This is a genomic window from Bacteroides nordii (assembly GCF_019930665.1).
Taxonomy (GTDB): domain Bacteria; phylum Bacteroidota; class Bacteroidia; order Bacteroidales; family Bacteroidaceae; genus Bacteroides; species Bacteroides nordii.
The window spans coordinates 298,795-311,532 of sequence record NZ_CP082886.1; the positions used below are offsets into that span (position 1 = coordinate 298,795).

11 protein-coding genes are annotated in these 12,738 nt (G+C 40.7%); all 11 read right to left on the minus strand.

The features are described 5' to 3' along the window. Positions 1 to 6 precede the first annotated feature (6 nt). Positions 7 to 2,049, minus strand: a complete 2,043-nt coding sequence (locus tag K8P02_RS01070; RefSeq protein WP_025866537.1) for an ATP-binding protein — start codon at positions 2,047 to 2,049, stop codon at positions 7 to 9. Between the two features lie 61 nt (positions 2,050 to 2,110). Beyond that, positions 2,111 to 3,010 carry a tRNA (adenosine(37)-N6)-dimethylallyltransferase MiaA gene (gene miaA, locus K8P02_RS01075; RefSeq protein WP_002559387.1) on the minus strand — a complete coding sequence of 300 codons (900 nt, stop codon included), beginning with the start codon at positions 3,008 to 3,010 and terminating at the stop codon, positions 2,111 to 2,113. 93 nt (positions 3,011 to 3,103) lie between these two features. Continuing rightward, positions 3,104 to 3,664: an IS1096 element passenger TnpR family protein gene (locus K8P02_RS01080; RefSeq protein WP_002559388.1), complete on the minus strand. Its 561-nt coding sequence runs from the start codon at positions 3,662 to 3,664 to the stop codon at positions 3,104 to 3,106. Between the two features lie 146 nt (positions 3,665 to 3,810). Beyond that, entirely contained in the window at positions 3,811 to 4,578 is a 768-nt protein-coding gene (gene lpxA / locus K8P02_RS01085) for an acyl-ACP--UDP-N-acetylglucosamine O-acyltransferase (protein WP_002559389.1), read from the minus strand. 77 nt (positions 4,579 to 4,655) lie between these two features. After that, entirely contained in the window at positions 4,656 to 6,041 is a 1,386-nt protein-coding gene (locus K8P02_RS01090) for a bifunctional UDP-3-O-[3-hydroxymyristoyl] N-acetylglucosamine deacetylase/3-hydroxyacyl-ACP dehydratase (protein WP_002559390.1), read from the minus strand. 3 nt (positions 6,042 to 6,044) lie between these two features. Next, positions 6,045 to 7,088 carry a UDP-3-O-(3-hydroxymyristoyl)glucosamine N-acyltransferase gene (gene lpxD, locus K8P02_RS01095; RefSeq protein ID WP_007484178.1) on the minus strand — a complete coding sequence of 348 codons (1,044 nt, stop codon included), beginning with the start codon at positions 7,086 to 7,088 and terminating at the stop codon, positions 6,045 to 6,047. 140 nt (positions 7,089 to 7,228) lie between these two features. Then, on the minus strand, positions 7,229 to 8,458 hold the full coding sequence (locus K8P02_RS01100; RefSeq protein WP_007484179.1) for an HD domain-containing protein: 1,230 nt from the start codon (positions 8,456 to 8,458) through the stop codon (positions 7,229 to 7,231). Beyond that, the gene (gene pyrF / locus K8P02_RS01105; protein ID WP_007484180.1) at positions 8,455 to 9,288 is read right to left on the minus strand and encodes an orotidine-5'-phosphate decarboxylase; all 834 of its coding nucleotides are present in this window, start codon (positions 9,286 to 9,288) and stop codon (positions 8,455 to 8,457) included. The genes K8P02_RS01100 and pyrF overlap by 4 nt, the downstream gene beginning before the upstream one ends. A gap of 120 nt (positions 9,289 to 9,408) precedes the next feature. Further along, the gene (gene prfA, locus K8P02_RS01110) at positions 9,409 to 10,521 is read right to left on the minus strand and encodes a peptide chain release factor 1 (RefSeq protein ID WP_002559394.1); all 1,113 of its coding nucleotides are present in this window, start codon (positions 10,519 to 10,521) and stop codon (positions 9,409 to 9,411) included. Between the two features lie 139 nt (positions 10,522 to 10,660). Beyond that, a complete protein-coding gene (locus K8P02_RS01115) occupies positions 10,661 to 11,827 on the minus strand; it encodes an AIR synthase related protein (protein WP_025866536.1) in 1,167 nt (388 codons plus the stop codon). Positions 11,828 to 12,138: 311 nt separating this feature from the next. Further along, positions 12,139 to 12,720 (minus strand): LemA family protein, encoded by a 582-nt coding sequence (locus K8P02_RS01120; protein WP_002559396.1) that lies wholly within the window; start codon positions 12,718 to 12,720, stop codon positions 12,139 to 12,141. Positions 12,721 to 12,738 lie beyond the last annotated feature (18 nt).

Here is a 12,738-nt window from a genome sequence, read left to right on the forward strand (position 1 = left end):
TTATATCTATGCAAGCGAGATTTTTGCTACTATTTTTGTACCGGCATCTATGTGCGATATCAGTTCAAACGTACCCTTGATGGATTGAATACGTTGTGCTATGGTATGCAGCCCGATTCCTTTCGTTTTCTTTTCTGTATCGAACCCTTTGCCGTCATCTTCTATTGTAATAGAGAGTTGATGATCTTCAAGTTTCAGCTCTACTGATATTTTGTGGGCTGAAGCGTATTTTATTGCATTGTTAATAGCTTCCTGAGTTATTCTGTAGAATTCAAAACCAATCTCTGAAGGGATACTGTTCCAATCCGTACCCGGAGTTGACCGGTACTCAGCTTTTGTTTTTTCAGGCAGATTGAGGTGAGTTATGAAATCTTCCAGCATTTCGTCCAGTGTTGCATATTGGAATGTAGGAGGCATCAGTTCATGTGAAACTGTACGGACCCGATTGCGTATTTCTGTCAGCGTCTCTACTATCGTTGGTGCTACACCCTCTTGCTCTTTATACTGTGCCCGTATTTGTATTTCAAGTGCCATAAGATTGTTACATACATCATCGTGAAGTTCGGTTGCCAACCGTTCCCGTTCTGCTTCCAGACCTTCAAGATAAGATTGTACATGACGTTGTTTGGACTCATTGAGAATGGTTTGAAACTCGTTTTCTTTTTCTTCCAGTTTAGATTTTTGGAGTTCAATCATTAAATCTGCTTCCTGTTGCTTTAGTTCTGCAATTTGCAATAAATGAGCATTCAGTTTTTGACGTGAGCGATGACGAATCACTAACAGAATAATAGTGATTAATGCCAGTATTATCATTCCTATTGCAAGCAGGTTGACGCGTTTTCTTTGTTCGTTGAGCACTGAAAGCTGTTTTACGCTACGTTCAGCCTGATCTAAGTTATACTTCACACGTAGTGTGTTTATTTCTTTCCGATTATTTTTATCGTTTAGGCGGGTGGCATAATCAATTGATTTGCGTTCTGCTGCCAATGCCTTATCATAAAGTTTCTGTTCTTCATATATTTGAGCTAATATCTGATAGGAAGAACTGATAGATTCATCATAATTAATTTTCTTCTCTTCGCTCAGCGTCTCTAACTTTTGTAATCCTGCCAATAAGTTCTTTTCTGCCTTTGGGTAATCTTTCAGATAGAATGAGATAGTCCCCGAAATGAAAAGGATTCGTGCGTCAGAATCTAATAACTTTGGATTTATGAGCTTTTGTCCTGTGGCTAAACATTTTTGTGCTTCTGCTATTTTCCCTTGCAGACAATAAATAAGTGCTTGTGAGAGATAATTATCGGCAATCTGGTATCCTACATCGTACGGATTATCTGTTGTGTTGTAAACATCAAATGCCAGATTGTTGTAGATAGCAGCAGAGTCTAAATAAGCTGTGTTTTCCGTGTTTATGTAATGCGCATAATAATACTGTGATCGTACAGTTAGTTTTAAAATATGCTGAAAGGGGAAATCAACAGGAGAGTGCTCCATATCTTTCATCAATTCGGCTAATCCTTTTTCATCTCTCCACAGGATGTAGATTGTAGACAAATCATAATATACATCTGTCAGGATACTTGGCTTTTGCTCATTCTTATTAAAATATTCAGCAGCCTTATAATAATTCTTTTGAGCTTCTACAAAATCTGTTTGTGCCATATAATAATTACCTGCAACAAAATGCATCATGCCGGAGATATTATTGTTGGCGAATTTTCCGTCATAAATAAATGCACTGTCCAGATAATTTTTAGCGATTTCCATATGGCTCAACTGGGTTCTGAAGAGAGAGATAATGGAATATAAACGCGTTACAACAGCTTTATCTTCCAGATTTTTTGCTTCCGGAATTAGCTGCTTCATTACTTCAATCTGGTGCTCACGCGAAAGGTATTCTATATCTCCGGTCATGTAATATCGTTCTAACACAGGAATAGATTTGTCTTTCATGATAGTCATGATAGAATCATACTGTTGTTGTTCTTTATTTTGTGCATGAACGGTGAAAAACAAAAGGATATTGAGACAAAGGAGTATTAATCTCTTCATAATAAATGTATTTAAGTCTGTGTTAAAAAGGAATCTAAGAGTCTTTTTTAATACTTGTTTCTTATTGTATTTTTGTGTTGATATAATCCAGTATTTCTGTTTCCTGCTCAGGGTGAAACCATTGTATCTCTTCGTCCCGCTTGAACCATGTCATTTGTTTACGCGAGTAAATACGCGAATTTTGTTTTATCTTTTCGATGGCAAAAGGCAGTTCCCAGGTACCATCCAGATAATTGAACATTTCTTTGTATCCTACGGTGTTGAGCGAGTTGAGAGTACGGTAGGGATATACGCTTCGTGCTTCTTCAAGCAATCCTTCTTCTATCATGATATCTACCCTGCGGTTGATACGGTCGTAAAGTTCGGCACGGTCACGGGTCAGTCCTACCTTGATAATGCGAAAAGGGCGTTGCTTTTTTTGTTGCGTACGAAAAGAGGTATAAGTCTTCCCTGTCATGTAACAAATCTCAAGCGCATGAATCACGCGTTTGGGATTCTTTAGGTCTACTATCCTGTAATATTCGGGGTCTAATAGTTTTAGTTCTGCACAGAGTTTTTCGAGCCCTTCCGTTTCATATCTCTGTAACATCAGTTCGCGGGTTTCCGTATCTACAGTGGGGATATCATCGATACCTTTACAGATAGCGTCTATGTACATCATAGAGCCTCCTGTAAGGATAACAGTGTCATGTTGGCGGAATAAATTGTCAAGTGTGGCTAATGCTTCTTCTTCATAACAGGCAGCACTGTAATAATCTGTCAGTTTTAGAGTACCTACCAGATAATGAGGTACACGATTGAGTTGCTCTGAGGTAGGAGCTGCTGTACCTATTTTCAAGTCGGCATAGAGTTGCCTTGAGTCGGCAGAAACAATGCTCGTGTGGAAGTGTTCCGCCAACCGGAGACTAAGTTCTGTTTTTCCAACGCCGGTAGGACCTATGAGGACTATGAGAGTTACCATTATTTTAGTTGAAAGTTGATAGTTGACAATTGACAATTACTATGCAGCGTACAGCTGCTAACTGTCAATTGTCAACTATCAATTGTCAATTAATTAAAGTTTTTCTTCTTCGAACGTTCCTACATCTGCAGCACTGCCGCCCATGTCAAAACCATCGGCATCAAAGTCTTCCAGATCAAAGTCCTGATCGCCATAAAAGTTCTCGTCCAGATCGAGTGAACCGGTGCTGGCAGCCATTTCCTCAAAGTCCATAATCTGTTTAGGAGCTTCTCCGGACTTCTTGGTGCATTTGGCACCTTGCATATCTTTACCGGTGATGATTTCAGATAATTCGATAAAGAAACAACGTTCTGTCATGTAGTCAAATACATAGAGTAATTTTTGTTTCTCATCTTCAATCAGCTCGCTCAGAGTGGTATCTTTCATTACCCAACTATCCATCTCAGGATTATCGTCCATCTCCTCCAAAGTGACTTCTTTTTCTTTCTCCCAGTCGTCGTCACAAAGGAAGAATGAGGTCATCTGGTCATTAGTGTAACCTGTTGATTTTAGTATCGCTTCATGGAGGTCATAAAACGTTGCTTCCGGATCAATCTGTATTTCTCTGATAAAATTATCTACTTCATCAGATATGATTGTAAATCTGTATATCATAATGTTATAAAGTTATAGAGTTTTAATGCTATAGTGTTATAATTGTTATAAAGTTATAGGGTTCTAAAGTTATAGTTATTATAGTGAGTATAAAGTGTATAATGGTTTTATAACTCTATAACTTTATAACATCATAACCTTATAACTTATTTTATAATTCCACGTTCTGAATTGCGAATAAATCCTACAATATATTCAATTTCCGGGCTCATTGGAACATCCGTCTCTATTTTAGCCAATGCGTCTGTAATATTCAGTCCGCTTTGGTAAATGATGCGGTAGGCATTGTGAATGTTTTCTATTACTTCGTTGCTGAAACCACGACGGCGCAAGCCGATGATATTAATGCCACTATAAGTAATTGGTTCACGTCCGGCAATAATGTAAGGAGGGATATCTTTACTGAAACGGCTTCCTCCTTGTATCATTACATATCCGCCTACACGGCAAAATTGATGCATTAGTACGGCACCACTGATAATTGCGTTGTCATCAATAATGATTTCTCCTGCCATTTTCGTAGAGTTTCCAATGATACAGCCATTGCCAATAATAGCATCATGTGCCACATGTACTCCTTCCATCAGCAGGTTATTATTACCTACAATTGTTTTACCTTTGGCTGCTGTACCGCGATTGACAGTTACATTCTCACGAATGATATTGTTATCACCAATTTCGGCTGTGGTTTCTTCACCACGAAACTTGAGATCCTGTGGGATAGCACCAATCACAGCACCCGGAAAAATGGTATTTCCGTTGCCGATGCGAGAACCGTATAGAATGTTGGCATTGGGCATAACGGTATTGTTATCACCAATAACCACGTTTTTGTCAATGTAAACAAAAGGACCAATCTCTACGTTTTCCCCGATCTTAGCCTCGGGATGAATATACGCTAAGGGACTTATCATAATTAGTTGAGAGTTGAGAGTTGAAAGTTAAGAGTTGAAACAAACAGTATTTCAACTCTTAACTTTCAATTCAGTAATTATTTGTTTTTTACTATTTGAGCCATAAATTCCGCTTCACATACTACCTTTTCACCTACAAATGCGTACCCTTTCATTGTAGAGATACCACGGCGAATAGGAGCGAGTAATTCTACACGGAAGATAAGAGTATCACCGGGCACTACTTTCTGACGGAATTTCACACCATCTATTTTCATGAAATAGGTAGAGTAACGGTTCGGTTCGTCTACAGAGTTGAGCACAAGCAAACCTCCAATTTGCGCCATTGCTTCTATTTGAAGAACACCCGGCATTACCGGTTCTTCGGGGAAGTGTCCTTGGAAAAATGGTTCGTTGGAAGTAACGTTCTTGATACCTACGATATAGTTAGCACCGATCTCGATAACCTTGTCTACTAACTGGAACGGATAACGATGAGGAAGCAGTTCGCGGATGCGGTTTACGTCCATGATCGGTTCTTCGTTACAATTGTATATGGGAGCCTGTATTTCGTGCAAACGAATTTCTTTACGCATCTGGCGGGCGAACTTATTGTTGATGGTATGCCCCGGACGAGTAGCTATGATACGGCCTTTAATAGGTTTGCCGATAAGGGCAAGATCACCAATAACATCCAGAAGTTTGTGACGGGCACATTCATTAGCCCACACCAACGGTTTGTGATTGATATATCCTAATTGTTCGGCATCCATATGGGGAACTCCCATTATATCTGCCAGTTTATCGTAATTCTCCTGTGACATCTTGCGTTCGTAAATGACGATAGCATTGTCCAAATCACCACCTTTAATTAGTCCGGCCGAGAGAAGCGGTTCGATTTCGCGAACAAATACGAAAGTACGGCTGGCAGCCACTTCGTCTTTGAACTTGGCCATGTCTTCCAGTGTAGCAAACTGATTAGGGATGATAGTCGAATCGTAAGAAACCAGTACATTCAGACTGAAGTTTTCGTCTGGCAATACGATAATAGACGATCCGGTTTCTTCATCACGGAATTCAATTTTTGATTTAATGATATAGAAGTCTTTTACAGCACTTTGTTCTTCTGTTCCGACTCTTTCAATTTCTTGTACGTAATATTGTGCACTACCGTCCAGAATAGGGAACTCCGGACCATTTACCTGAATGAGGCAGTTGTCGATGCCTAAGGCGTAGAGTGCTGCCATTCCATGTTCAACGGTGCTTACTTTTACTCCATTCTTAGACAATACAGTACCGCGGGTTGTTTCTGTTACGTTGTCTGCTACAGCATCGATAGTGGGGTGTCCTTCTAAATCAATGCGTTGTATTTTATACCCGTGATTGTCGGGGGCAGGATTAAACGTTACAGTCAGGTCAAGACCAGTGTGAAGACCTTTTCCTCTCAGTGAAAAGCTATCTTTCAGAGTTTTTTGTTTCAGCATTGGTTACTTATTTAATAGTTGTTGTTTTAGTTCGTCAAGCTCTTTACGCAGACTATTTACTTCTTTCTGCAGTTCAGGCAGTTTTTTTTGTATGATGAATGACTTGAAATATTGTTTGGGTTCTACAGGAGGAGTACCTATCAGCAGACTACCGGCTTTGATATTTCCCGGTACGCCCGATTGTGCACCAAGATTCACTTTGTCACCTATCTTGATGTGTCCTGCGATACCGACTTGTCCGCCAAACATACACCATTCTCCTATTTTAGTGGATCCGGCGATACCCACTTGAGCTGCCATTACAGTGTGAGAACCTATTTCGTCATTATGAGCCACTTGTATCAGGTTGTCCAGCTTAACACCGCTATGTACTACGGTAGCTCCCATTGTGGCGCGATCTATACAAGTATTGGCACCTATATCTACCTTGTCTTCAAGGATTACAATTCCTATTTGAGGGATTTTTTCATACCCTTGGGGGGTAGGGGCGAAACCGAAACCGTCTGCACCGATAACCGCACCGGAGTGTAGAACACATTCATTACCGATGTGACAATCATGGTATACGTTTACGTTGGAGTAGAGGGTACAATTGGTGCCTATTTTCACACCATCACCTATATAAGTATGTGGATAGATTAAAGTATTGTCTCCGATAATGGCATTCTCACCGATATAAGCAAATGCTCCGATATATACATTTTTACCAATATTGGCACTTGGAGATACGAATGCCAGCGAATCTATACCTTGCTTCTTTGGTTTGCTCATTTCATAGAGATTGAGCAATTTAGCAAGACTCTCGTAGGCGTTGTCTACTTTGATCAGTGTGGTCTTTATATCATGTTCCGGTTCAAAATCTTTGTTCACCAGTACAATACTGGATTGTGTCTCATATATATAAGATGTGTATTTCGGATTGGAAAGAAATGAAATCGCTCCGGGTATTCCTTCTTCTATTTTAGCGAATGTATGTACGGTTGCGTTTTCATCTCCTATAATTTCACCTTGGATAAATGCTGCAATTTGCTTAGCCGAGAACTCCATGTCTTTACTCTATTATTATATGATTTTTTTCCGTTTTTAATATAGCAAATAGAGGCTACATTTGCACGTATATCTCTATCAGAGCACAAATAACGGATTTTTTTTTTATATTTCCTTACTCTTTAATGAATATTTTATACCTACTTATGCAAACGATGGTAACAGATATAGTATTTCTTTACCTTTTTAGAGAGCAATGAGATATTCAACATATCCGATGCTTCGGCTATATTTTTAATAGTGCCGTCCTTATAAATGATATCAATACTGTCATCTGCCGGTTCGTACATATTCTTTTCGATGCTGGGGGTAGAAACAAAATAGTTCGCTTCGGAAAGTGGGATGTTTAGTTGCTGGCTTATTTGCAAAGTTAATTCTTTTTTCCGTTCTTCACTAATGGGGACAGGAGAAATTTCAACTTTGAAAACATTGCGATTGATCATTCCGAGGCTGAGTGTGGAGAGCACTTTGTCCGGATGATTACTCCATACTTTAAGAGAGGTCCAGATGTCGTTGTCGTCCAATTGGATAAAATTCTCCAGACATTCAGGATCATTACGGAATGTATCGGGGCTGATATTATTATACAGAAAGAAATGAAACGCTGGTGAGGCGAATAATTCTACTCCTTGACTGGCAAGTTCCTTAGCACGCAATAAGGTACTGATAAGCATCCGTTCATAGGCAACTGAGGTTTTATGCAGATATACCTGCCAGTACATCAAACGACGGGCTGTGAGAAAGTTTTCGATCGAATAGATGCCTTTGGATTCAACAACGAGGTGGTCATCGGCCACATCAAGCATCTTGATGATACGGGCCGAACCGATGTTCCCCTCTGTGACACCGGTATAGAAACTGTCACGTCGCAGATAGTCCAGACGGTCCATGTCGAGTTGCCCACTGACGAGTTGGTGAAGGAAACGTTTGGGATATTCGTCTTTGAATATCTGGATGGCAAGGCTGAGTTGCCCGTTCATTTCTTTGTTCATGCGTTCCATAAGCATGAGGGAAATCTCTTCGTGAGATACATCCTTCACGATAGTATCTTCGAGTACATGTGAGAAAGGGCCATGACCGATGTCGTGTAACAGAATAGCTGCTTGTACAGCTTCTGCCTCACTGTCAAAGATGAAGTTCCCTTTGGAAGCAAGCTGCATGATAGCTTCGCTCATCAGATGGAAAGCACCCAATGAATGTTGAAAGCGGGTATGCTGTGCTCCGGGATATACCACGGACGACAAACCTACCTGTTTGATACGGGTTAAACGTTGCAAAAGGGGATGCCGTACGATATCGTACAGAAGCCCCTTTGGTATGTTGATAAATCCAAATACAGGATCGTTTATTATCTTTCTTTCGTAAGTCATAAGGGAGTGATCACTCTTTTCAGCTCTTTTTCCATTTGCATTTGTACTTCCTGTGCTGCTTTTCTTGCGGCTTCTGCAAATTTTTCTGTTTTATCTACATAGATAATACCACGGGAAGAATTTACGATTAGCCCGCAGCTACTGTTCATACCATATTTACATACTTCTTCGAGTGAACCGCCTTGTGCTCCTACGCCTGGTACAAGCAGGAAGTGGTTGGGAACGATTTTGCGAATGTCTTCAAAAGCACGTCCTTGAGTAGCACCTACTACATACATCATTTGTTCGTCATTGGCCCATTCTTGTGATTTACGCAGCACTTTTTCGAAGAGACGTTCACCATCAGTATCCTCTGTCAGCTGAAAGTCATGTGAACCCTTGTTACTGGTAAGAGCGAGAAGGATTACCCATTTGCCTTCGTAAGTGAGAAATGGTGTCACGCTATCTTCACCCATATATGGGGCTACTGTGACAGAGTCTATGTTCAGTTCTTCAAAAAATGTACGGGCATACATAGCAGATGTATTACCGATATCACCACGTTTTGCATCTGCAATGATGAATTGGTCCGGATAATTTTCTTTGATGTATTTTACTGTTTTCTCAAAGGCAATCCAACCTTTTACACCCATGCTCTCATAGAAAGCCAAATTGGGCTTGTAAGCAATACACAGGTCGGCAGTTGCGTCAATTATTGCTTTATTAAAAGCAAAGACAGGATCTTCTTTTTTGAGAAGATGTTCAGGTATTTTCTTGATATCTGTGTCGAGACCAACGCAGAGGAATGATTTCTTACGTTTAATGTTCTCAAATAATTCTAACTTATTCATTTTGAAATAGGGATTAGGGGTTAATGATAAGTGAGTAGTGATTAGTGTTTAGTGTTTAGTGCTATGCAGTGTAATAGCGCAACCACTTATCACTACTCACTAATCGCTACTCACTATTTGCTAAAGTTCGCTCTCTTTAAGTCGTTCTGTATTCTCTGCTACCGTCAATTTATCGATGCATTCCTGGATGTCTCCGTCCATGAAAGCAGCTAAATTATAGATGGTATAGTTGATACGGTGATCGGTAATACGACCTTGCGGATAGTTGTAAGTACGGATTTTGGCAGAACGGTCACCGGTAGAGACCATTGTCTTACGTTTGGAGGCAATGTCGTCAACATACTTTTGGTGTTCTTTATCATAGATAAATGTGCGCAGACGGGCAAGGGCACGTTCTTTATTTTTGGGTTGGTCACGGGTTTCAGTACATTCAATAAGTATTTCTTCGGCCACGCCTGTATTTGGATTTTTCCAGATATAACGCAAGCGAACGCCGGATTCAACTTTATTTACGTTCTGACCACCGGCACCACCGGAACGGAAAGTGTCCCATTTAATTTCTCCTTCGTTGATAACAACATCAAACTCTTCGGCTTCGGGAAGTACAGCTACAGAAGCAGCAGAGGTATGCACACGACCTTGTGTTTCGGTGGCAGGTACACGTTGCACCCGGTGTACACCGGATTCGTATTTCATAGTTCCGTATACATTATCTCCCGTGACACTGCAAATAATTTCTTTATATCCACCTGCAGCTCCTTCATTGGCACTGGATACCTCTAATTTCCAACCCTTAGTTTCACAGAACTTGGCATACATACGGAAAAGATCACCAGCAAAGATTGCAGCTTCGTCACCACCTGTACCGCCACGAATTTCAAGGATGGCATTTTTACTGTCTTGCGGATCGGCAGGTACGAGCAATAGTTTGATTTCCTCCTCCAATTCGGGCAGACGCTCCTGACTCTTATCTAACTCTTCTTTAGCCATTTCACGCATCTCCGTATCCGATTCGTTGGAAAGTATATCTTTGGCTTCGTCGATATTGGCCAGGGTCTGTATATATTCCTTGCGGGCCTTCATCAGGTCGTCAAGTTCTTTATATTCTTTGGTTAGTTTTACATAACGCTTCTGGTCGGCAATCACTGCCGGGTCGGTGATGAGGGTCGATACTTCCTCAAAACGGGCTACGAGGCCATCTAATTTCTCTAATATGTTATTGTTATCTGTCATAAGAATGGGGAATAATGTGCTAATTCAATAATGTGCAATATGTCAATGTATCAATTGACTACGCTATAACGATATGCCGTAGATACATTGATACCATTATTAACTGGCATATGGGCACATTACTTAATTGGCATATTATTTAATATCTGAATTCTCCGAATTCACTCTTTATTATCAGTTCTTTTTTATCACTCTCTTCAATACGTCCTACAATCTGTGCCGGGATACCGAATGATTCACTGATGGCAATCACCTCTGCGGCATGTTCGGAAGAGATGTATACTTCAAGGCGATGCCCCATGTTGAATACTTTGTACATCTCTGCCCAGTCTGTTCCACTTTGTTCCTGAATAGTCTTAAACAGGGGAGGAACAGGGAATAGGTTGTCTTTTATTACGCGTACCTGATCAACAAAATGCAACACTTTGGTTTGTGCACCACCTGAACAATGTACCATACCATGGATATCAGGACGCAAAGCATCCAGCAATTTTTTCACAACCGGAGCATACGTACGGGTAGGAGAAAGAACTAACTTTCCGGCGTTAACAGGAGAACCTGCCACCTTGTCTGTCAACTTCAGGCCACCTGAATAAACAAGCTCTTCGGGAACACCGGCATCGTAACTCTCAGGATATTTTTCTGCTAAATATTTGGAGAATACATCGTGGCGGGCACTGGTTAATCCATTGCTACCCATACCTCCGTTATATTCTTTTTCATAAGTAGCCTGCCCGTAAGAGGCGAGGCCTACAATAACGTCACCCGGGCGGATATTGGCATTATCAATAACATCGGAACGTTTCATGCGGCAGGTAACAGTACTGTCTACGATGATAGTACGTACAAGATCACCCACATCGGCAGTTTCACCGCCTGTTGCATATACCCCTACCCCCATTTCACGGAGCTCGGCAAGTAACTCATCTGTACCGTTGATGATGGCAGAAATCACTTCTCCGGGAATGAGAAGTTTATTGCGTCCGATAGTGGATGATACGAGAATATTATCAACAGCCCCCACGCAAAGCAGGTCGTCGATATTCATAATCAGTGCATCCTGTGCAATGCCTTTCCATACGGAGAGATCACCCGTCTCTTTCCAGTACATATAGGCTAGAGAAGATTTTGTTCCGGCACCGTCGGCATGCATAATGTTGCAATACTCCGGGTCTCCTCCCAGGATATCAGGAATAATTTTACAGAATGCCTGAGGAAAGATACCTTTGTCAATGTTTTTGATGGCATTGTGCACATCTTCTTTTGATGCGCTAACGCCCCGCATCATGTATCGTTGATTACTCATGAGTTATAGGATTTTGTATACGGCGGCAAAAGTACGGCTTTTTTTTTGTACGGACAAGTTAATAAGTTAACAAGTTAACCGGTTAATCAGTTAACCGGAACATAAGTCATATTTTACAGGTCGTTTGGGGTGTGTTAACAGGTAGAAATAAGAGATTACAATAAAACGCAGATTAATGCTGATTCTCGCAAAAAAGATAAACTTTCAATCTGCGATAATTGGCGTTAATCTGCGTTTCAATCGAATTGCTGTCTGACTTAATAAAGCTACTCTATAGCTTCCCGTTCCTTCAGCAATTCACTCTTTTTAGTTCAAAATTTCACTTCCGGAGCTGCTTCAGTGCCTTCGGCTGCTTCAAAATAGACATGTTTATCGAAACCAAACATACCTGCAAACAGACTTTTTGGGAAACGGCGGATAGCTGTATTATACTCCTGTGCTGCATTATTGAAATTAGTACGTGCTACATTGATGCGATTTTCAGTACCTTCCAGTTGGGCCTGAAGTTCAAGGAAATTTTGATTGGCTTTCAAATCAGGATAGTTCTCTGTGATGGCAAGTAATTTACCTAATGCTGAAGTTACTGCTCCCTGTGCTTTCTGGTATGCAGCTAATTTTTCGGGAGTAAGATCACTTGCATTGACCTGCATCTGAGTAGCTTTACTACGTGCTTCTACTACGCCTTCAAGTGTTTCTTTCTCATGAGAAGCATATCCTTTTACTGTGTTTACCAGATTGGGGATAAGGTCGGCACGGCGTTGATACTGTGTTTCTACATTTGCCCACTGGCTATTTACATTCTCGTCCATTGTAACCAATCCGTTGTACATACTGACAGCCCATATAACGATAACTGCCACTACTGCAATGATAATGATAATTGATTTTTTCATTTTCTTCTTTGTTATTAT